At 59.3% G+C, this 20,798-nt stretch carries 20 protein-coding genes and 1 tRNA gene; 7 read left to right on the top strand and 14 right to left on the bottom strand.

Annotated elements, in window-relative coordinates:
• Positions 1 to 48: 48 nt before the first annotated feature.
• The 3 genes from AC3A5O_RS23195 to AC3A5O_RS23185 all read right to left on the bottom strand — a co-directional run bounded on the left by AC3A5O_RS23195 (position 49) and on the right by AC3A5O_RS23185 (position 2,961).
• Positions 49 to 807 (bottom strand): SDR family oxidoreductase, encoded by a 759-nt coding sequence (locus AC3A5O_RS23195; protein ID WP_487753778.1) that lies wholly within the window; start codon positions 805 to 807, stop codon positions 49 to 51.
• Positions 808 to 828: 21 nt separating this feature from the next.
• Positions 829 to 1,527, bottom strand: coding sequence for a fumarylacetoacetate hydrolase family protein (locus AC3A5O_RS23190; RefSeq protein WP_487753777.1), 699 nt, complete (start codon positions 1,525 to 1,527; stop codon positions 829 to 831).
• A 102-nt stretch (positions 1,528 to 1,629) separates the two neighbouring features.
• Positions 1,630 to 2,961 (bottom strand): MFS transporter, encoded by a 1,332-nt coding sequence (locus AC3A5O_RS23185; RefSeq protein ID WP_487753776.1) that lies wholly within the window; start codon positions 2,959 to 2,961, stop codon positions 1,630 to 1,632.
• 564 nt (positions 2,962 to 3,525) lie between these two features.
• Here AC3A5O_RS23185 and AC3A5O_RS23180 point away from each other — a divergent pair.
• Together AC3A5O_RS23180 and AC3A5O_RS23175 are read left to right on the top strand one after the other, a co-directional pair.
• Complete coding sequence (locus tag AC3A5O_RS23180) at positions 3,526 to 4,461, top strand: helix-turn-helix transcriptional regulator (RefSeq protein WP_487753775.1); 936 nt, start codon at positions 3,526 to 3,528, stop codon at positions 4,459 to 4,461.
• A 74-nt stretch (positions 4,462 to 4,535) separates the two neighbouring features.
• The gene (locus AC3A5O_RS23175; RefSeq protein WP_354339633.1) at positions 4,536 to 5,009 is read left to right on the top strand and encodes a GNAT family N-acetyltransferase; all 474 of its coding nucleotides are present in this window, start codon (positions 4,536 to 4,538) and stop codon (positions 5,007 to 5,009) included.
• 18 nt (positions 5,010 to 5,027) lie between these two features.
• On the opposite strand, the gene AC3A5O_RS23170 is transcribed toward AC3A5O_RS23175, so the two are convergent.
• Positions 5,028 to 5,255 carry a zinc ribbon domain-containing protein gene (locus tag AC3A5O_RS23170; RefSeq protein ID WP_487753774.1) on the bottom strand — a complete coding sequence of 76 codons (228 nt, stop codon included), beginning with the start codon at positions 5,253 to 5,255 and terminating at the stop codon, positions 5,028 to 5,030.
• A 209-nt stretch (positions 5,256 to 5,464) separates the two neighbouring features.
• Here AC3A5O_RS23170 and AC3A5O_RS23165 point away from each other — a divergent pair, with 209 nt between their 5' ends.
• Positions 5,465 to 6,280: a DUF1206 domain-containing protein gene (locus AC3A5O_RS23165; protein ID WP_305490879.1), complete on the top strand. Its 816-nt coding sequence runs from the start codon at positions 5,465 to 5,467 to the stop codon at positions 6,278 to 6,280.
• A 6-nt stretch (positions 6,281 to 6,286) separates the two neighbouring features.
• Here AC3A5O_RS23165 and AC3A5O_RS23160 read toward each other — a convergent pair whose 3' ends face one another.
• Entirely contained in the window at positions 6,287 to 6,787 is a 501-nt protein-coding gene (locus AC3A5O_RS23160) for a nuclear transport factor 2 family protein (RefSeq protein ID WP_487753773.1), read from the bottom strand.
• 326 nt (positions 6,788 to 7,113) lie between these two features.
• Positions 7,114 to 7,203: transfer RNA gene (locus tag AC3A5O_RS23155), tRNA-Ser, on the bottom strand.
• 308 nt (positions 7,204 to 7,511) lie between these two features.
• On the opposite strand from AC3A5O_RS23155, the gene AC3A5O_RS23150 reads away from it, so the two are divergent.
• The 3 genes from AC3A5O_RS23150 (at position 7,512) to AC3A5O_RS23140 (ending at position 10,381) form a co-directional block, all read left to right on the top strand.
• Positions 7,512 to 8,201 (top strand): crotonase/enoyl-CoA hydratase family protein, encoded by a 690-nt coding sequence (locus tag AC3A5O_RS23150; RefSeq protein ID WP_305467837.1) that lies wholly within the window; start codon positions 7,512 to 7,514, stop codon positions 8,199 to 8,201.
• 350 nt (positions 8,202 to 8,551) lie between these two features.
• Entirely contained in the window at positions 8,552 to 9,274 is a 723-nt protein-coding gene (locus AC3A5O_RS23145; RefSeq protein WP_122568649.1) for a 1-acylglycerol-3-phosphate O-acyltransferase, read from the top strand.
• 135 nt (positions 9,275 to 9,409) lie between these two features.
• The gene (locus tag AC3A5O_RS23140; RefSeq protein ID WP_122568648.1) at positions 9,410 to 10,381 is read left to right on the top strand and encodes a magnesium and cobalt transport protein CorA; all 972 of its coding nucleotides are present in this window, start codon (positions 9,410 to 9,412) and stop codon (positions 10,379 to 10,381) included.
• A 190-nt stretch (positions 10,382 to 10,571) separates the two neighbouring features.
• Here the strand turns inward: AC3A5O_RS23140 and AC3A5O_RS23135 are convergent, their stop codons facing one another.
• The 3 genes from AC3A5O_RS23135 to AC3A5O_RS23125 form a co-directional block, all read right to left on the bottom strand.
• Positions 10,572 to 11,306, bottom strand: coding sequence for an amidotransferase (locus AC3A5O_RS23135; RefSeq protein WP_122568646.1), 735 nt, complete (start codon positions 11,304 to 11,306; stop codon positions 10,572 to 10,574).
• Between the two features lie 88 nt (positions 11,307 to 11,394).
• A complete protein-coding gene (locus AC3A5O_RS23130; protein WP_460082583.1) occupies positions 11,395 to 13,539 on the bottom strand; it encodes a 3-hydroxyacyl-CoA dehydrogenase NAD-binding domain-containing protein in 2,145 nt (714 codons plus the stop codon).
• Between the two features lie 26 nt (positions 13,540 to 13,565).
• Entirely contained in the window at positions 13,566 to 14,771 is a 1,206-nt protein-coding gene (locus AC3A5O_RS23125) for an acetyl-CoA C-acetyltransferase (protein WP_460082581.1), read from the bottom strand.
• 612 nt (positions 14,772 to 15,383) lie between these two features.
• Between AC3A5O_RS23125 and AC3A5O_RS23120 the strand changes: the two genes are divergently transcribed.
• Positions 15,384 to 16,196: a c-type cytochrome gene (locus AC3A5O_RS23120; protein WP_305482356.1), complete on the top strand. Its 813-nt coding sequence runs from the start codon at positions 15,384 to 15,386 to the stop codon at positions 16,194 to 16,196.
• Positions 16,197 to 16,360: 164 nt separating this feature from the next.
• On the opposite strand, the gene AC3A5O_RS23115 is transcribed toward AC3A5O_RS23120, so the two are convergent.
• The 5 genes from AC3A5O_RS23115 to AC3A5O_RS23095 all read right to left on the bottom strand — a co-directional run bounded on the left by AC3A5O_RS23115 (position 16,361) and on the right by AC3A5O_RS23095 (position 20,758).
• On the bottom strand, positions 16,361 to 17,164 hold the full coding sequence (locus AC3A5O_RS23115) for a transglutaminase family protein (RefSeq protein ID WP_305482355.1): 804 nt from the start codon (positions 17,162 to 17,164) through the stop codon (positions 16,361 to 16,363).
• Positions 17,161 to 18,111 carry an alpha-E domain-containing protein gene (locus AC3A5O_RS23110; protein ID WP_122568641.1) on the bottom strand — a complete coding sequence of 317 codons (951 nt, stop codon included), beginning with the start codon at positions 18,109 to 18,111 and terminating at the stop codon, positions 17,161 to 17,163. Before AC3A5O_RS23110 ends, AC3A5O_RS23115 begins: the two co-directional genes overlap by 4 nt.
• A gap of 9 nt (positions 18,112 to 18,120) precedes the next feature.
• Positions 18,121 to 19,530: a circularly permuted type 2 ATP-grasp protein gene (locus tag AC3A5O_RS23105; RefSeq protein WP_487753772.1), complete on the bottom strand. Its 1,410-nt coding sequence runs from the start codon at positions 19,528 to 19,530 to the stop codon at positions 18,121 to 18,123.
• 448 nt (positions 19,531 to 19,978) lie between these two features.
• Positions 19,979 to 20,320, bottom strand: a complete 342-nt coding sequence (locus AC3A5O_RS23100; RefSeq protein ID WP_003179463.1) for a ribonuclease E inhibitor RraB — start codon at positions 20,318 to 20,320, stop codon at positions 19,979 to 19,981.
• A gap of 201 nt (positions 20,321 to 20,521) precedes the next feature.
• Positions 20,522 to 20,758 carry a hypothetical protein gene (locus AC3A5O_RS23095; RefSeq protein ID WP_305482354.1) on the bottom strand — a complete coding sequence of 79 codons (237 nt, stop codon included), beginning with the start codon at positions 20,756 to 20,758 and terminating at the stop codon, positions 20,522 to 20,524.
• Positions 20,759 to 20,798 lie beyond the last annotated feature (40 nt).

Raw genomic sequence — 20,798 nt, 5'->3', positions numbered from 1 at the left:
CTCGAATCAGTGTGGCGAGTGCATGTCCTCAAAATGAACCGCGCAGGCTCAACCGCGACCGGCAAATGGCATGGCCGTGGCCATGACGGTCATGTTCAAGACGTTGGCCGACAACGGCAGGCCAGCGATGTAGCGCACCGCGTCGGCCACGTGTTTGACGTCCACCATCGGCTCCACCGCGATGCTGCCGTTGGCCTGGCGCACGCCCTTGGTCATGCGCACGGACATTTCGGTGAGGGCGTTGCCGATGTCGATCTGGCTGCAGGCGATGTTGTATTCGCGTCCGTCCAGGGCCAGGGATTTGGTCAGCCCCAGCACCGCGTGTTTACTGGCGGTGTAGGCGCTGCTGAACGGCCGTGGGGTGTGGGCCGAGATCGATCCGTTGTTGATGATCCGTCCACCCTGGGGCTGTTGCCGGCGCATCAGGCCGAAGGCACCACGGGCGCACAGGAAAACGCCGTTGAGGTTGGTGTCGATCACGTTTCGCCACTGCTCGAACGTCAGCTCATCCAGTGGCACGGCGGGCGCATTGACGCCGGCGTTGTTGAACACCACGTCCAGGCGTCCGAAGGCCTCGGCGATGGCGGCAAACAGCGCATCGACACTGGCCGGATCGCGCACATCGGTGGGTACCGCCAGGGCTTCGCGCCCCTCGCAAGCCGCTAACTCGACCAATGCCTGCAAGGGCTCGGGGCGGCGCCCGGCCAGCACCAGCGTGTAGCCGTCTGCCATCAGGCCCAGGGCCACCGCTCGGCCAATCCCGCTGCCGGCGCCCGTCACCAAAGCTACTTTCAATGTGTTGGACATGTGGATTCTCCCTTCTCGAATTCAGTCAGACAAACGCGGACCGACGCGCATTTCCAGTTCGCCGATGCCATCGATGCCGGCCGTGATGACATCACCCGGCTGCAGCACATCGACGCCTGCCGGGCTGCCGGTCATGATCAGGTCGCCGGCCCGCAGCACCACTGATTGGGAGATGCGGGCGATCACTTCGCTGACCGACCAGATCTGGCTGTCGAGGCTGTCACGCTGGCGTTCTTCACCGTTCACGTTCAGCCACAACTCGCCCTCGGGGTGCCCTGCCCGCGACACCGGCACGATGGCCGTCATCGGCGCGGCGCCGTCAAACACCTTGGCGCCCTCCCACGGTAACCCGTTGCGCTTGGCCTGGCGCTGGACATCACGCCGGGTCAGGTCCAGACCCGCCGCGTAGCCCCACACATAGGCCAGCGCCTGGCCCTCAGGGATATTGGCGCCACCCTCGCCGATGGCCACGACCAATTCGATTTCATGAGCGAACTCCTCGGTCACTGGTGGAAACGTCACGTCACCGACCGCGTCCACTACGCAACTGGCAGGCTTCATGAAAAACACCGGTGGCACGCGGGATTCACCCTGGGTATCGGGCCAAGGGTAGTTGCGACCGACGCAAAAGACCCGGCCGACGGGAAAACGCTGCGGGGTGCCGACAACCGGTAGGGTTACTGGCAGGTCCGGGGTAAAGACATACTCGGGCATGTTCATCCTGGTAAAAGTCCTGATAGAAGCGTCAGCGTACGGCGGCAATCCCTGGCTAAGTTGGAGGAATGCCGCCTCGTGTTGGAGAAAAACAGCTTTTTTCCGGGCTCAGCGCGCCTTGAGTTCAATGCGATACAAACGGCCAAGCAGCAACGAATAGGACAAGGTGCCGATCAGCGCCACACCGCCGATGAACCAGAAGGCCAAGGCAAATGAGCCAGTCTTGTGAACGATCGCGCCAATCACGATGGGGGTGACAATCCCGCCGATGTTGGCCGCCAGGCTGGTGATCCCACCGGTCAGTCCGATCAGTTCCTTGGGCGCCACTTCCGACACCGCCGCCCATGAGGACGAAGCGATGCCCTGGGCGAAGAAGGCAATCGTCAGCACGGCGATGCAGATCACGTTCGAATCGGTGAAATTCACCAGCACGATGGACATGCCCAGCATCGAGCCGACCACCAGCGGTAGCTTGCGGGCAAAGGACAGCGAATAGCCGCGACGGATCAGCAGGTCGGAGACGATCCCGGCGAGCAGGATGCCTACCGTCGCGCCCACGAACGGCAACACGGCGAAGATCCCGGCCTTGATCATGGTCAGCTGACGTTCTTCGATCAGGTACGTGGGGAACCAGGTGAGAAAGAAGTACAGCGCCGAGGTGCTGGCGAACTTACCGATGCAAATCGCCCAGACCTGCCGATAGCTGAACAGCTCGGCGATCTGCCGCCAGTTGAACCGGGTGCGCTCTTGGCTGCTTTTGACCAGCCCGCCCCCGGCCTCGATGTACTTGAGTTCTTCCTGGCTGACTTTCTTGCAGTTCATCGGGTCGCGATACAGAAACAGCCAGGCCACCCCGAAGACGATGCCGAGCGCCCCGGTGCTGTAGAACACATGACGCCAGTCATAAGCGGTCGCCAGCCACAGCAACGCACCGGTAAACAGCGCCGTGCCCAGGTACTGGCCGCAGACGTAAATGCTGCTGGCCAAGCCCCGTTCACGCGCCGGGAACCACACCGTGACCGCCCGGCTGTTGGCCGGAAACGCCGGCGCTTCCATTGCGCCGACCGCCAGGCGCAGGCCAAACAGCGAAGCGAAACCCGTGGCAAAACCCTGGCACACGGTGACGGTCGACCAACTGATCAGCGACACCCCATAGGTGAACCTGGAACCGAAGCGATCGGCGATGAACCCGGCGGGCACCAGTGCAATGGCGTAGGTCCAGGCAAACGCAGAAAAAATCAGGCCCATTTCGATCTTGTCCAGGCCCAGGTCCTTGGCGAGGAACGGTGCGGCAATCGAAATATTCACCCGATCGATGTAGTTGATGATCGTCGCGATCAGCAGCAACGACAGCATGAACCAACGCCGCCGCGACGGCAGGCGCTCAGGCACCGCGGCGTCCCGAGCGCTGGCAATTTGGGAAGTGTGGGAGTTCGACATGGTGGACCTCGTTATTGTTAGAAGCGTCGAAATGTTTACGAGCAGCCGAAATCAATGCCCTCGATGCCGGGGCAGAACAATCGCTACAGGAATGAGAGGCGCGAACAGCCGGTGTCAGGTGTTCAAAGAGGCCTTGCAACAGGATCCGTCGCAGGCGCAATCGGGAGGGTCAACGTGAAGCAGGAACAGGTTCATGATGTGCGCACCTTTGATTGTTTTTGGAGGGAGAGTCGGGTTGCGTGGCCCCAACAGTGGTCGTACAACCATTCAAAATCAACTGAGGTGTTAGATCATTTTTCCCGGTCTAAACCGGGTCCAAGAAACCTGTCCAAAAAAACAAGCTCACTGAGTTTTTTAAAACTGTTTTTACATTGTAAATAACTATATGTTTTTAAAGGATAAATACTCTAAATACGAATTTTTCGTTTTGGACAACCGCCCTCCATCCTCGGGCTACAGAAAATTCAGTCCAGGCGCCAAGTCATCGTATAACACCTTGAAAATAGGCCATATGCACCGCCACAATCGCTATCACCGCCATGCCCCGCAGAGGATTCCCAGGAGATGTCATCACCGAGCCGAGTCCCCACCTATGTCATGCAGCAACGCAGCGAATTGACCGACTTCTACATCCGCGACAAAAAGGGCCGGCGCGCGGAAACCAGCCCACACCGCCATGAGTACTTCCAGATCCAGATCAACCTCGGCGGCGACACCGTGCAACACATTGGCAACGTCGAACGTCCGTTTCCACACAATACCCTGGCCTTCATCCTGCCCCACCGCGTGCACGTGATTCCGCACCCGACGGACAGCAATTTCATCGTGATCAACTTCTCCCAGACGTTCCTGCTGCCGCACTTGCAGTGCGATCCCATGGATCTGGAAGAGGTTTCGATCCTGTTGGCGCCCGAGCTGTCACCGTTCCGCTTTCAAGAACATCTGGACTTCATTCTCGGCGACGACGATTTCGCCAAGGTATGCGCGTTGATCACGCAGATGCGCGCACTGGACGAGAATCGACAATTCGGCACCCGCGAGATGCTCAAGGGCCTGCTGCTGCAACTGATCGGCAGCGTCTGCGCCTTGTATGCCGAGCCGCTCAAGCGCTTGGCCGAAGAAAATGCCGCTGAAGTCAGCCGACGCGATGCGCTGGGCAGAATGTCCGAGTACTTGCGCAAGAACATCGCCGACCCCGATCTCAACTTGATCAAGGTGGCTGCCGCGACGTACCTGTCCCCCACGTACCTGACTCACTGGTTGCGCAAGGAAATCGGCAAGACCTTCACCGAACTGGTACTCGAACGTCGAATGCATGCGGCGCGCAATTACTTGCTCAATGGCACACGGCCAGTGGGCGAAGTGGCGAGGTTGTGCGGGTTTGCCGACGAGGCTTATTTTTCCAGGCGCTTTCGCCAGATACATGGCCAGCCGCCGGGGCAGTTCAGGCGACAACAGTTGAATCCGGACAGTCCGCAGTTGCCGTTGAACAATGGCTAGGTATTTCGACGCCATGAGCCGGCATCGTCAGGTTATCTATACTGGCTTTCCGGACGCAAACCAGAGCATGAAGAATGGCCCTCAAGCCCAATCAAAATCATCCAGTCATTTTGGTCCCCGCTCAACAAAGCGACTCGGATTCCCTGGTGAGTATTCGAATCGAGGCTATGCGCGAAAGTCTGGAGCGTGTGGGGCGATTTGATCCAATACGCGCACGCGAGCGGTTTATTAGTAGTTTCGAACCTCGTAACACGCACCACATTGATGTGTCGGGAAAGAGGGTTGGATTCGTTGTGGTCAAGCATCACAACAATGAGCTCTTACTTGACCACTTGTATGTGATACCAGATGCGCAAGGGTCAGGAATAGGCTCTGCTGTCCTCGATCATATTTTCAAGGAAGCGGATGCGGCCGCGCTCCCGATAAGGGTTGGCGCCCTTAAAGAAAGCGCCTCGAATCGCTTTTACATTCGCCATGGTTTCCGATTCGTCGAAAGCAGTGAGTTCGACAATTATTATGTTCGGCGGAACGTTTGTGCGGCTCGCTAGCTGACCACCCAAATGCAATCAGCGCAGGATCAATATCGCGGCCACTGCGATCACGGCCACCACGCCAAAAACCATGCGTGCGATCCAGGGCGCGGTGAGCCAGACGCCAGTCACCCCGGCAATCTGCCCCACGTTTTTCTCCGTCAGACGGAAGCTCGGTTCGCGGAAAGGGTTGCCGCAATGTGGACAGGCGTAGGCCTTATCGGAAATTCGCGAAGCGCATTCAGGGCAATCGATCAGACTCATTGTGCAACCTCAGGATGAGTGGAATTTCGGCTCTTCAAAAGACTGCTTATATGCAGTTTTTGTTCGGGATCAAGCTTAGCTTTTGATTAGCGCTATGCGAAAAAACGAACGGCTTCACAAAAAACACAGCCGTGGACGCTCGAACACCAATCGAACCCCTCGCAATACCATGGGTCTGCTCCTGTATGACCTCTTCGGAATCTGCTCCTATGTCCCCACACCAAAGCCTCGTTTTACTGGCACGAGGTGGCTATGCCGCTCGGGGCGTTATCTATCTGATCATTGGTATCTTCGCTTTGCTGGCGGCTCAAGACTCGAGCAAATCGAAGGATAGCCACAGCAGCCTGGAGGCATTGTTAAGCCAGCCATTCGGCCATGCTTTAGTCGGCCTGGTGGTGATGGGTTTACTTGCTTTCGCCGGATGGCGCCTGTTACAGGCAACCCGTGATGTTGATCATCACGGTAAAGAGCTCAAAGGCTTGGTGATTCGGGCAGGCTTGTTGGCTGGAGGCTTGATCAACGGCGCCCTGGCGTTTTTTGCGTTGGGGTTGCTCATAAGCGGTCTTAAAAGCTCAGGCAATTCCGGAGGGGGAGAGACTCAGGATTTACTCGCGCGCCTATTGTCCTGGGATCATTCGAATGTGCTGATATACCTCATCGCACTGATACCGCTTGGCGTCGGCATCGCTCACATCATCAAGGGCTGGAAGGCGTCGTTCGAGAAGTATTTCGAAGCTGACGAAGACGTTATGCGCTATGTGCGCCCGGTGTCGCGCTTTGGCCTTATCGCCCGCGGGGTCGTATTCATTGAAATCGCCCTGCTGCTCATCATCAGTGGTTCGACTTATAAAGCCATGGACCCACCCGGCATGAAAGACGCCCTCGATGCACTGCAAAACCTGCCAGCCGGCGGTGTGGTTTTAATGGTGATGGCGTTGGGGCTGATCGCGTTTTCGGTCTACAGCTTTTCCGAAGCGGCCTGGCGCAAGATCAACATGGATGTGCCTGGAATGTCGGACACATAGCGTTGCTTATTGCTGCACAGGTTTTACACGACGCAAAAGATCGCCCAGTACGTAGGTATCCAGAAAAGCTGTTACTTCAGTGACCCGGCCGTCCTTGAAGGTCATGTGCCATAGGTAGGTGTTGTTGTAAGGCCTTTGATCAAGGGCTGTGGCCTTTCCGTTCCATAGAACGACCACGACATCGTCCTCGGCAATGATGCTTCGGACGGTGGGAGAGATAGGGGTGGCCAGCCGAGCGCTGATCGGCCTTACGGCCCGCTCCATTAAATCTGTCTTGCTGTTATATACAGTAGACACCGGGCTTGATCCGGCAACGGTCCATATGGCGTCAGGCGCCAGCAGATCGAACACGGTGCCTTTGCCTTGTTGCCAGTTCGTGAACGCTTGGCGGACCAGATCCGTATTGGCATGTTCAGCGTTTTCCGAAGCCCAGACGTTGTTGGTTAGAAACACTAAAGACAGTGCAAGAGCCTGGACGCGCCAAGCCAAATTTATCCATGTGGTCATGATGTTCTCTCACGGCAGTGCAGTGGATAAGACGCTCTTCCAAGAGAACCTTAACGGCATGTGCCCAGAAGCTTTTGCCCGATGCTGCTGTGAGGTTGCCTGATGCTGTTTGGTAATCAGGCCACTGTGGGAGCGAGCTTGCTCGCGATAGCGGTGGGTCAGTCACTTTGATGTTGGATGCATGGCCGTCATCGCGAGCAAGCTCGCTCCCACAGGGGTAGCATGCTTATTCCTGGATCTTCCACGTACCTTGTGTATTTTCCAGACGCCAGAAACCAAAAAGCCCCTGGTTTCTTGGGAACCAGGGGCTTTTTGTGTATTGAATGTGGCGGTGAAGGAGAGATTCGAACTCTCGATACAGTTTCCTGTATACACACTTTCCAGGCGTGCTCCTTAAGCCACTCGGACACTTCACCGTATCTCGACAAACTGTTCAGTCTGTCGAGGCGCGCTAATGTAGTCGAAAGCTTTTCCGATGGCAAAGGTTTTTTTCAGAATTTTCATGCGGTTAAGCTTGGTCGGATATTTCAAACGCGCCTGGGCAGGGCAAACCGGCCAATCTTCGGGGCTATGCAGGCGCTGCTCTATAGATGAAGGCGAAGCGGGATGGGCGGGCCAGGCTATTTGCGGGGCTTGGAGCTGACCGATGAGTCAGTCACGGCGCTTTACCTGGCCTGCGGCGGTGGGTAACGTCTGCGTCACTTCTCTTACAAGGAATAGCGTCATGAGCGACTTGATTGCCTACCATCTCGAAGACGGTATTGCGACCCTGACCTTGAACAACGGCAAGGTCAATGCCATCTCGCCGGATGTGATTGCCGCGTTCAACGCTGCGCTGGACCAGGCGACGAAGGATCGGGCGGTGGTGATCATTACCGGGCAGCCGGGGATTTTGTCGGGCGGCTACGATCTGAAAGTGATGACCGCCGGTCCCAAGGAAGCGGTAAGCCTGGTCACGGCCGGCTCGACGTTGGCCCGTCGCCTGCTGTCGCACCCCTTCCCTGTCGTTGTTGCTTGCCCCGGGCATGCGGTGGCCAAAGGTGCGTTCCTGCTGCTGTCGGCGGACTACCGCATTGGTGTGGAAGGGCCGTTCAGCATTGGCCTGAACGAAGTGCAGATCGGCATGACCATGCACCATGCCGGTATCGAACTGGCTCGTGATCGTCTGCGCAAGTCGGCGTTTCACCGCTCGGTGATCAATGCCGAGATGTTCAATCCTCAGGGCGCTGTGGATGCGGGCTTCCTCGACAAGGTGGTGTCGGCCGAGGAACTGCAAGGCGCGGCCCTGGAAGCAGCGCGTCAGTTGAAGAAAATCAACATGTCCGCCCACAAGAACACCAAGCTGAAAGTTCGCAAGGCGTTGCTGGATACCCTGGACAGCGCGATCTTGCTGGATCAGGAGCACATGGGCTGACGCTCTCTGGTCACTCAAGGCTTACAGGGAGCTTGCTACCGCTCGGCTGCGCAGCAGTCGTAAAAACTTGCCAGCCGTTTGTTCCTGATGCACTGCGGCGTATGGTTTTGGGGCTGCTGCGCAGCCCAGCGGGAGCAAGCTCCCTCACCACGGGTCCAGCCCTTCCCTAGAGTTGGGATTTTTCCTACGTACAGAGTTTAAAAGTCCGCAACCGCTCTAGGCCGCTTCTGTCGCGCCATGTGGAAACATGCGCTTAAACATCGTCCATTTCCTACCTCTGTAGGGGCAATTGCCGAAAACAGTGCACATCCGTACACTGCGCCACCTTTTGTCCCGACGGGGCCCTGTAGATGCTGTTTGTACTGCGTATGTTGTTGATGGGCCTGCACTTTGTCCTGGCGGGTGTGCTCGGGGTGATGCTGGGTCTGTGCCGACCGTTCAATCCGGACAACAGTCGTTTATGCGCAAGGCTGTACGCATTGCCGGCCATGTTCATTTTGGGCCTGCGGGTCCGGACACAGGTCGACACGCTGATGGATAAGCCCAACGGCTGCGTGATCATCGCCAACCACCAATCCAACTATGACCTGTTCATGTTCGGTAACGTGGTGCCGCGCCGTACCGTGTGCATCGGCAAGAAGAGCCTGAAATGGGTGCCGCTGTTCGGGCAATTGTTCTGGCTGGCCGGCAATGTGTTGATCGACCGTGGCAACGCGATCAAGGCGCGGCAGTCGATGCTGACCACCACACATACGTTGCAACACGAGGACACCTCGATCTGGGTTTTTCCGGAAGGCACGCGCAACCTGGGCGAGGACCTGCTGCCGTTCAAGAAAGGCGCATTCCAGATGGCAATCGCCGCCGGGGTCCCGATTATTCCGGTGTGTGTCAGCAGCTACATCACGCACATGCGCCTCAATCGCTGGCGCAGCGGTGACATCCTCATACGCTCATTGCCGACGATTCCTACGGCCGGATTGAGCATGGAGGACATGCCCCGGCTCATCGCCCAATGCCGTGAACAAATGCGCGAATGCATCGCGACAATGGACCGGCAGTTACAAGCCGCGTAATGGAAAACCCGCCCCCTCGGCGGGTTTTCTTTTACCGCCGAACTCTTCAGATTTTGCTGACTCACAAGCAACAGGGCGCGCTAAGCTGGACGTCGCCTGCCACTGCCATTTTCCAATAAGAAGTGAACCACCATTATGGGTAGAGTCGTTGCCGCTGCGGTCTACAGCGCCGGTAAGAAAGTCACCAATATCACCCTCGACGAAGGCAGTGCCTGGGCTGCCAAACCTGGTCATTTTGTGTGGATCGGCCTCGAAGAGCCCAGTGCCTTGGAGCTGACCAACCTGCAGCGTCAATTCAACCTGCACGAATTGGCCATCGAAGACGCCATGGAGAAACACAGCCGGCCCAAGCTGGAGACCTTTGGCGATGCGCTGTTTATCGTCACGTATTCGCCGATACGCGAGGACGGCAAGCTGGAATTCATTGAAACCCATATCTTCGCCGGCAAGGGCTACATCATCACGGCGCGCAACGGTCACTCAGCGTCCTACGCCCATGTCCGACAGCGTTGTGAGGCACGTCCGCTCTTGCTGAAACATGGGGAAGATTTCGTCCTCTACGCCATCCTTGATTTCGTGATTGAAAACTACCAGCCGGTGGGTGAAGCCATTCACGCCGAAATCGATGAGCTTGAACGCAATGTGTTGTGCAGTTCGCTGAATGAGCGGGATATCCAGAACCTGCACAGCTTGCGCCGCGACGTGTTGCGCCTGCGTCGCTATGCAGCGCCGATGGTGGAAATCAGCGAAGAGTTGCAGCGACTCGACTTCCCCTTCATCGACAAGAACATGAGCCCGTATTTCCGCGACGTGCAGATTCATGTCACGCGGCAAATGGAAGACCTGGCGACCCTGGCCGACATCGCCAGCCAGACCATCGAAGTCGGCGTACTGCTCGAAGCGTCGCGCCAGAGCGTGGTGCAGCGCAAGTTCGCGGCGTGGGCGGCGATCCTGGCATTTCCCACGGCAGTGGCCGGGATCTACGGGATGAACTTCGAAAATATGCCGGAGTTGACCTGGCACTATGGGTATTTTCTGGTGCTTGGATTTATCGGGGTGGGGTGTACGGGGTTGTGGGCGAGTTTCAAGCGGTCGGGGTGGCTGTAGGCGGGCGCTCTTCGGTGAGGTTTATGTGGCATTCATCGCGAGCAAGCTCGCTCCCACACTGGATCGGTGTACGACGCAAATCCACTGTGGGAGCGAGCTTGCTCGCGATGACGGCGGCACATCCAACATCAACGCCAACTGATCCACCGCTATCGCGAGCAAGCTCGCTCCCACATTAGACCTCAGTGAATTAGCCTTGGCTGGTCTCGGCCTGCGGCTTGTGCGCAACGAAACGCATCATCCACTCCGCCACCGTCGTGCCGTGGTGCTCGTGGGCCAGGCTCGCCACGCCTTGGCTGTAGATCTGCTCGCCGAGGTGTTGCTGGCGAATCTCCAGCAAGGCCCGGGAATAATCATGGATGAACTCCGGATGGCCCTGGAAGCACAGCACCTGATCGTTGATGTGGTAGGCGGCGAACGGGCAGAAATCGCTGGAGGCGATGACGGTCGCGCTTTCGGGCAGTTCGGTGACCTGGTCCTGATGGCTGATCAGCAGGGTCAGCTCTTCCATCACCGGGTTCATCCACGGCGCCTTGGCCGCAAGTTTGTAGCGATGGGTGCCGACGCCCCAGCCCTGGGTGGCGCGTTCGGTCTTGCCACCCAGCAACAGCGCCAGCAGTTGATGACCAAAGCACACACCGAGCAGTTTATCGCCGCGCTGGTAGCGCTCCATCAGGTAGGTCTTGAGGGTTTGAATCCAAGGGTCGGTGCCAAAGGAGTCAGCCTTGCTGCCGGTCACCAGATAAGCGTCGAACACCTCGTCATCGCTGGGGTAATGCCCCTCCATCACGTTGTACACGATGAATTCGGCCGCGATGGGCTGCTGTGAAAACAGGCGCTGGAACATCTGCCCGTAACCCTGATATTGGTCGACCAGTTCCGGACGCAGGATATCGGTTTCCAGAATGCAGATGCGTAGCGACATAAAAAATACCTGACACGTGATGGGAATATTGCACACCCCAGAGCCTGCCCTGAAACAAGGTTCCAAGGCAAGCCCCTTCCCAAGTCTGTCAGAACAGTTCGTGCCGGGCGGCTTTCTCCAACAACAAGGCCGGCGGTGAGAAGCGCTCACCGTATTGCTCGGCCAGATACTGGGCGCGACCGACAAAGTCTTGCAGGCCGTATTGGTTGATGAACTGCAACGCACCGCCGGTCCAGGCGGCGAAACCGATGCCGAAGATCGAGCCGATGTTGGCGTCGGCGGTCGAAGTCAGCACCCCCTCCTCCACGCAGCGCACGGTTTCCAAGGCCTGGATGAACAGCAGGCGATCACGGATATCCTGGGGTGAAATCTGCCCGTCGGCTTGCTCGAAGCGGCTTTTGAGCTGCGGCCACAGGTACTTTTGCCCATTGGCCGGGTACTCATAGAAACCGGCACCGGCGGACTTGCCCGACCGCTGGTATTCGTTGAGCAGCAAGTCAATCACGGCGAACGCCGGATGCTCAATCGGCGTTTTCCCTTCTGCGTGCAGGTCCTTGGCGGTTTGCGCGCGGATATGGCTCATCAGGCTGAGGGAAACTTCGTCAGAGATCGCCAGAGGCCCGACCGGCATCCCGGCCTTACGGGCTTCGGTCTCGATCATCGGCGCACTCACGCCCTCGCCGAGCATGGCGATGCCCTCGTTGGTAAAGGTGCCGAACACCCGCGACGTGAAGAAACCGCGACTGTCGTTGACCACAATCGGCGTCTTGTTGATCTGCAGGACAAAATCGAAACACCGGGCCAAGGTCGCGTCACTGGTGCGTGCACCCTTGATGATCTCCACCAGCGGCATCTTTTCCACCGGGCTGAAGAAGTGCAGGCCGATGAACTTCATCGGGTCCGGCACGGCCGTGGCCAGGCCGGTGATGGGCAAGGTCGAGGTATTGGAAGCGATCACCGCATCATCGCCCACCACCGCCTGGGCCGCAGCCGACACGCAGGCTTTCAGGGCGCGATCTTCAAACACCGCTTCGATGATCAGGTCGCAACCGGCCAGGTCTGCGTTGCTGTCGGTGGGGTGAATCCGTGCCAGCGTGGCTTCGCGCTGCTCGGCAGAGAGTTGGCCGCGGGCGACCTTTTTATCCAGCAACGCCGCCGAGCGGGCCTTGCCCTTCTCGGCCGCCGCCAGGTCGACATCCTTGAGTACCACTGCAATGCCGGCCACGGCGCTGACATAGGCGATTCCCGCCCCCATCATACCGGCGCCGAGCACGCCGACTTTTTTCGTCAGATAAGGCGCCAAACCTTGTGGGCGAGAGCCGCCAGCCTTGATCTCGTTGAGCTGGAACCAGAAGGTACCGATCAGGTTCTTCGCCACCTGGCCGGTGGTCAGCTCGGTGAAGTAGCGGGTTTCGATCAGGTGGGCAGTGTCGAAATCCACCTGGGCGCCCTCCACCGCTGCGCAGAGGATTTTCTCCGGCGCCGGCAGGCAGCCCTGGGTCTTGTTGCGCAGGATCGAGGGGGCGATCGCCAACATTTGCCCGACTTTCGGGTCGGACGGCGTGCCGCCCGGAAGCTGATAGCCCTTGGCATCCCAGGGCTGCACGACGCTGGGGTTGGCAAGAATCCAGGCCCGGGACTTGGCCAGCAGTTCGTCACGATCCTTCGCCAGTTCATGGATCAAACCGGCCTGCAGCGCTTGTTGTGCACTGACCTTCTTGCCTTCGAGCAGATACGGCAGGGCCTTTTCCAAACCGAGCAGACGCACCATCCGCACCACCCCACCGCCGCCCGGCAGCAGGCCGAGGGTAACCTCGGGCAGACCGAGCTGCACCGATGGCAGGTCCAGCGCCACACGATGATGGCAGGCCAGGCAGATCTCCCAGCCACCGCCGAGGGCCGCGCCATTGATGGCCGCCACCACGGGCTTTCCCAAGGTTTCCAAGGCACGCAGTTGCGCCTTGAGCAGCAAGACCATCTCGTAGAAAGCCTTGGCTTCAGGCTTGCCGACCTTGACCAGTTCGTTGAGGTCACCGCCCGCGAAGAAGGTGTGCTTGGCCGAGGTGATGATCACACCGGCAATCGAGTCCTTTTCTGCCTGCAAACGGGCGACGCAGGCGGCCATGGCCTCACGGTACACCGCATTCATGGTGTTGGCGCTCTGGCCTGGCATGTCCAGGGTCAGGACGACGATCCGGTCCTGGGCGATTTCGTAACGGATGGCAGCGGTCATGAATAAGTGTTCCTTGAAATCGGGACTCAGAGGCGTTCGATGACGGTGGCAATGCCCATGCCACCGCCGACACAGAGGGTCGCCAGGCCATAGCGCAGGCGACGCGCCTCCAACTCGTCGAGCAGCGTGCCAAGGATGGCGCAGCCGGTGGCCCCCAAAGGGTGCCCCAGGGCGATGGAGCCACCGTTGACGTTGACCTTGGCAGGCTCGATGGCCATGTCCCGGATGAACTTGAGCACCACCGAGGCGAAGGCTTCGTTGACTTCGAACAGGTCGATGTCCTCCACCCGTAGCCCGGCCTTGGCCAGTGCCTTGCGCGTGGCCGGCGCCGGGCCGGTGAGCATGATGGTCGGGTCGGTACTGGTGACGGCCGTGGCGACGATTCGTGCCCGGGGTTGCAGGCCCATGGCGCGCCCCTTGGCTTCGGAACCGATCAACATCAACGCCGCACCGTCGACGATGCCGGAACTGTTGCCCGGCGTGTGCACATGATGGATTCGCTCGACATGGCTGTAGACCCGCAGCGCCGTGCCGTCGAAGCCCATCTGGCCCATGGCTTCGAAACTCGGCTTGAGCTTGCCCAGGCCTTCGAGGGTGGAGTCGGCGCGGATGAATTCGTCGTGGTCCAACAGCACGATGCCATTTTGGTCCCGCACGGCCACCAGGGATTTATCGAACGAACCGTCGGCCCGGGCGCGTGCGGCTTTTTGCTGGGAGTGCAGCGCGTAGCGGTCGACGTCCTCGCGACTGAAGCCTTCCAGGGTGGCGATCAGGTCGGCGCCGATGCCCTGGGGAATGAAGTGACCGTGCAGGTTGGACTGCGGGTCCAGCGCCCACGCACCGCCATCGCTGCCCATGGGCACCCGGGACATGGATTCGACGCCGCCGGCCACCACCAAGTCTTCGAACCCCGAACGCACTTTCATGGCCGCCAGGTTCACCGCTTCCAGGCCCGAGGCGCAAAACCGATTGAGCTGCACGCCCGCCACGCTGACATCCCAATTGGCTACCAACGCAGCGGTCTTGGCGATATCGGCCCCCTGCTCGCCCACTGGCGTCACGCATCCGAGCACGATGTCGTCGACCTGGCTGGTGTCCAGATCCATGCGCTGCTGCAAGGCGCTGAGCAGCCCCCCCATCAGGTTCACCGGCTTGACGCTGTGCAGGGCGCCATCGGCCTTGCCCTTGCCACGAGGCGTGCGTAATGCGTCGAAAATCAAAGCTTGGGTCATGACGTCCTCGAACCACGGGGTAATACGATGCCTCCAACCATAAGCCCAGCGGCGCCGGATTCAATGACCACAGCGCTCAATGGCGTTGACGGCCACGCTCAGACGAACGGTAGCGAGCTATCGGGTTAACCGATTCAGGTGGGCAAGCTGTCTAGCAAAAGGGCAGGCAGGAAGGTGGCAATAGGCCTCATGCCGTTTTAATAGCGACACGTACCAAGCTGATACGAATTGGATCTAAGCCAAGGCGGCCGCAGCCCCTAATGTAATCCTTGTACAAGTCAGTCGTCGGGTTTTGCCGAGGCGCTTGTCGGAACAGGAAGTGCACCGCCAGCCGTCATGGATATGCAGGCTGGTTTTCAGGACATAACAAAAAAGGCGGATCAGCCATGTTCAAACATTCGAAAGTTCGTCAAGCCGGACTCATTCTCTTTGCCACGACGCTGCTGTTGATTTTGCCGAATATCACCAAAGTGATTGGCTGAAATCCCGCGCGGGGGCCTCTGCATCATCCAATACGTTGTGTCGCCAAAAAATGTGATGGGTTCACTGTTCGAGCTGCGATGGCTGTGCCAACCTTTGCGGCCCCCCCCCTCGACATGGAAGGCGATCGATTTGAAAGCTCTCATTGTGTTCGGGGCGTTGCTGCTCAGCACGCCCATTTATGCCGCGCAACTGGTGCTGGAGTTGGGCGCGAGCACGCGTACCTGGCAAACCGAGGAACTGCTCAAGCACCCGGACGCTCGAACGGTCCAGATTGCTGAGGACGTTTCCTACAAGAAACCCATGAGTTATCGAGCCGTGCCGCTGACGTCACTGTTGACAGGCATCCAACCGGACGACCACCTGCAGGCCGTTGCCCTGGACGGCTTCGCCGCCGAGATGCCCGCGGCGCCATTACTCAACAAGAGCGGGGCCCGGGCCTGGCTGGCGATCGAGGACCCGACCAAGCCCTGGCCGTCGCTGGGGGAAGGCAAATCCAGTGCCGGGCCTTTCTATTTGGTCTGGACCGACCCGCAGGCGGGTCATATCAGCCCGGAACAATGGCCCTACGCGGTAGCGACCATCAAGCGCCTGTCGGCGGTGGCCGAACGCTTCCCGGCCCTGCTACCAGCGCCCAACCTGGCCAAGGACGACCCGATCAATAAAGGTTTCGCGCTGTTCCAGAAGAACTGCCTGGCGTGTCATCGGCTCAATGGCGCTGGCGATGCACAGTTCGGCCCTGACCTGAACATTCCTTTCAATCCCACCGAATACTTCTCCGGGGATTTCCTCAAACGCTACATTCGCGACCCGCAAGGCATGCGGCATTGGCCCCAAGGCAAGATGCCCGGGTTCTCGGCAGCGGTGCTACCGGACTCGGAGCTGGATTTGCTGGTGGGTTATTTGAAGCATATGGCGGGGCGCAAGCAGCCATCGGCCCCGTAAGATTGCTTTTTTTGTGGCGAGGGGATTTATCCCCGTTGGGCCGCGAAGCGGCCCCCAAACCAGGCAACTCGGTGTGCCAGCAAGATTGAGTTCACTGCTTTAGGGCTGCTGCGCAGCCTAGCGGGGATAAATCCCCTCGCCACAAAAGCTCGCTCACCAAGCGGTTATTGTTGTTGCACCGTGATCACTGGCGCCGGTGTCACGACCAGCTTGGCGTGCATCTGCTCGCAACCACCGCCACGGCGCATGCCACGCACCGGGCAGGCGTCCAGGTAATCCAGGCCCACGGCCAGTTTCAGGTGACGCTCCGGGCGTGCCAACTGGTTGGTCACGTCGAAGCTGTACCAGGCGTCGTCCAGCCAGGCCTCTGCCCAGGCATGGCTCGCCAGGTGCTCGCTCTCTTCACTGAACAAATACCCCGACACATAGCGCGCCGGCACGCCCAGGCTGCGCGCGCAGGCCAGGAAGGCGTGGGTATGGTCCTGGCACACCCCGCTACGACCGGCGAACGCCTGGGCCGCACTGGTCTCGACTGCCGTGGTGCCGGGGGTGTAGATCATGTGCTGGTTCAACCCGTGCATCAGGTCGATCAGCGCCGTGCGATCGCGACGCTGCTGGCATTGCTGCGCGGCGAAAGTTCGAAGGGCCTCGTCCGCTTCGGTCAGCCGGGTGAAGCGCAGGAACGGCAGCGCCGACTGGCTCTCGTGTTCGGCTTCGCGCAACGGATCAATATCCACTTGTCCGCGAGCACCGATGATGACCGTTTCGTGGGGCTCATCCAGGGTCAGCACATGGAGGATGTTGCCGAACGGATCCAGTTGCGCCCGCACCGGCCGGGGCAAATCCAGTTGCCAACTCAGCACATGCTGGCGTTCGCTGTCGTGGGGCGTCAGGCGCAGGTACTGGATGCTGGCGCGAACCTGGTCTTCATAGTGGTAGGCCGTTTCGTGGCTGATCGAGAGTCTCATATGACCTCCAGGTAGGAACTGTGAATGGCATTGCCCAGTTCACGGACCAGTGGGATGAATTCGGTGAGCCAGGCATGCAGGCCCCCGTCGAGGATTTCGTTGATGCCGGTGTAGCGCAGGCGTGCGTCCATTTCCGCCGCCAGCCGTTGTGCCTGCCGGCCGTTGGTGCCCGGCAGGCTCGCGAGGATCTGGTTGATTTCTTCGGTACAGGCGCGCAGCGAACGCGGCACGTCGGCGCGCAACAGCAGCAACTCAGCCACATGGCGAGCGCCCGGGGCCTCACGGTAGATCTCGGTGTAGGCCTCGAAGGACGACAAGGCCCGCAACAACGCGCTCCATTGGTAGTAGGCGTGGGCCGTACCGTCGCTGACCGCGTCGGCCTGGTCGCCGGCCATTTCGTAGCGGGCGTCGAGCAAGCGCAGAGTGTTGTCGGCCCTTTCGATAAAGGTTCCCAGGCGAATGAACCGGAACGCGTCGTTACGCATGATGGTGCCGTAGGTCGCGCCACGAAACAGGTGCGAGCGCTCCTTGATCCACTCGCAGAAACGGCTCATGCCGTAGCGATTCAAGCCTTGCTCGCCGATACCGCGAATTTCCAGCCAGGTGGCGTTGATGTTTTCCCACATGTCGGCGGTGATTCGACCACGTACCGCATGGGCACTGACGCGCGCGGAACCGAGACAGCTGTAGATGCTGGCCGGGTTGGCCGCTTCCAGGGCAAAGAAATGCAGCAGGCGCTCGGCGTGCAAGTCACCGTGTCGCTCCCGGTAATCGTCCAGCGTGCCAGTAATCAGCAGCGGCATGGCCAGCTCGTGCAGGCCGTCGCCACGCCCGTCCTGGGGCATCAATGACAACGAATAACTGACGTCGAGCATCCGAGCGAGGTTTTCGGCCCGCTCCAGGTAGCGCGACATCCAGTACAGGTCCGAGGCGGTTCTACTCAGCATGGCAGCTCCTCAATCCTCGACCACCCAAGTGTCCTTGGTGCCGCCGCCCTGGGATGAATTCACCACCAGGGAGCCTTCGCGCAACGCCACCCGCGTCAGCCCGCCAGGGACCACGCGGGTCTCGCGGCCAGCCAGCACAAACGGCCGCAAGTCGATGTGGCGCGGGGCGATGCCGTTTTCGACAAAGGTCGGGCACGTCGAGAGCGACAGCGTCGGCTGGGCGATGTAGGCATGCGGCTTGGCCTTGATCCGCTCGCGAAAGGCATCGATTTGCGCCGTCGTCGCGGCCGGCCCCACCAGCATTCCATAACCGCCGGAACCCTGGGTTTCCTTGACCACCAGGTCGGGAAGATTGGCCAGTACGTGGGAAAGCTCAGCAGGATTACGACACTGCCATGTAGGAACGTTCTTCAGGATCGGCTCTTCGTCCAGGTAAAAGCGGATCATGTCGGTGACGAACGGGTACACCGACTTGTCGTCCGCCACGCCCGTGCCGATGGCATTGGCCAGCACCACGTTGCCGGAACGGTAGGAGGACAACAGGCCCGGTACGCCGAGCATCGAATCCGGATTGAAGGCCAGTGGATCAAGGAACGCGTCGTCGAGGCGACGGTAGATCACATCCACCGCCTTCGGCCCGTCGGTGGTGCGCATGAACACTCTGTCATCCCGTACGAACAGGTCGGCGCCTTCCACCAACTCCACGCCCATCTCCCGGGCCAGGAACGCGTGCTCGAAGAATGCGCTGTTGAAACGCCCCGGCGTCAGCACCACGACGCTGGGGTCGTCCAGCGGACTGGAGCTTTTCAGGGTGTCGAGCAGCAGGTTCGGATAGTGGTCGATGGGGGCGATGCGCTGGGCGGCGAACAGTTCGGGGAACAGGCGCATCATCATCTTGCGGTCTTCGAGCATGTAGCTGACGCCGCTGGGCGTACGCAGATTATCTTCGAGCACGTAGTAGGTGCCGTCACCGTCGCGTACCAGGTCGACACCGCAAATGTGCGCATAGATGTCACGGTGCAGGTCCAGCCCTTGCATCGCCAGTTGGTACTGTTCGTTGGCCAGCACCTGCTCGGCGGGAATGATACCGGCCCGGATGATCCGTTGTTCGTGGTAGAGGTCGGCCAGGAACATGTTCAGTGCCTTGACCCGCTGGATGCAGCCGCGCTCGACCACCCGCCATTCGCTGGCCGGGATGCTGCGCGGGATCGTATCGAACGGGATCAGGCGCTCGGTCCCTTGCTCGTCGCCGTAGAGCGTGAACGTAATGCCGGCACGATGAAACAACAGGTCGGCTTCACGCCTGCGTTGCGCCAGCAACTCGTCGGGCGTTTCGGCCAGCCAGCGGGCAAACGCCTGATAGTGCGGGCGGACCTGGCCGTCGGCATCGTACATTTCATCAAAACCGCTGCGGATCATGCCGTACTCCTTGTCACCCTGGCAGCAAGGCTTCGCAAGCCCCGTGCCATCGGCATAAACGCTTTATGATCAACGGGTTGGAATCTCCATTGAGAGGCCGTGCACTTTTACAGTGCAGCAGATGCCCCCAACCCGCCGCCCCCGCTTCATTGCGACGCAGGGGCGTCGCTCTCCTGAGCATAGCCATGGAAAAACGAAGCGGCGCGGTCTGGATACAGTTAGGTACAAACCGGGCGGCGGTGGTGTTACTCACATATTCGACATCTGCCACAAATCCCTGTGGGAGCCGAGCTTGCTCGCGATGGCGTCGGTGCATTCAACATTGATGCAAGCTGACCCACTGTCATCGCGAGCAAGCTCGGCTCCCACAAGGATTTTCGGGTAATCCGCAGACATGAAAACGGCCGACACAAAGGTCAGCCGTTGCTGTGGTTGCGGTGAGAGACTGTCAGGCCTGCAGCCGCCGGATCTCTTGCTTGACACCCCAGCCCTCGATAACGCCACCCAAGGGTTCGACGACTGCCTCAAAGTCTTGCTCGAAGTCTCCTATGTCATCGTAAGTGGCATACATCACCCGGCTCAGTTCCAATGACCAAGCCCCGTCGTCCCGTGCACTGATCTGCGCGTTCAACGATTCGCCCCGAAAATGACCTGCCGCCCTGCGCGCCCGCTCCTCGTCCGGGAAAATGGCGTAGAACTCAATGGGATGGAATCGGGAAAAATCGAAACCGCCTTCTTTCATGCGGCGCAATACGCTGGTGCTGATGTCTTCTTGATAGGCTGTGCTCATGAAACGTCCTCCTAAAACCGATGGATAGACTTTCCGTCTTCCCGTGCGAGAAGCCCTCAGGCTGCAAGCGATACGGCATCAAATGGCCGTCGGGACACAAGCATGTAGCTGACAAGACCGGACCTTGGCGATCCTTTCGCTGATCTCAATTGCAGAGTAGCCGCAAGTGATGGCCACTGCCAAGCGAGACCAGGCAAGGTTTCATGAAATCGGTGTAATGCTGAGGATTTCGATGCTGTTCTGGGACTTGAGGTTCTTGACTGTCGGGTCTTCGGTTCGGTTCTCCAAGTCATTCATATCCAGCTTGTTGAGCACTGGAAGCAATCTTTCGCGAATCAGTTGGGCAGCCTGCTCCATGGTGGGTTTCTGGTCATAGTCGAATTGCTGAACGGTTTTTACACCGTGATCGTCAATGAAAGTGATTTCCCACTTTTGCATCAGTGTCTCCTTGATCAATTCAGGGCCTGGCTTACCTTTA

The sequence above is a fragment of the Pseudomonas sp. Soil_N_39 genome (assembly GCF_057655955.1).
The sequence above is the reverse complement of the archived record's forward strand: the minus strand, read 5'-3'. Positions and strand labels throughout refer to the sequence as shown.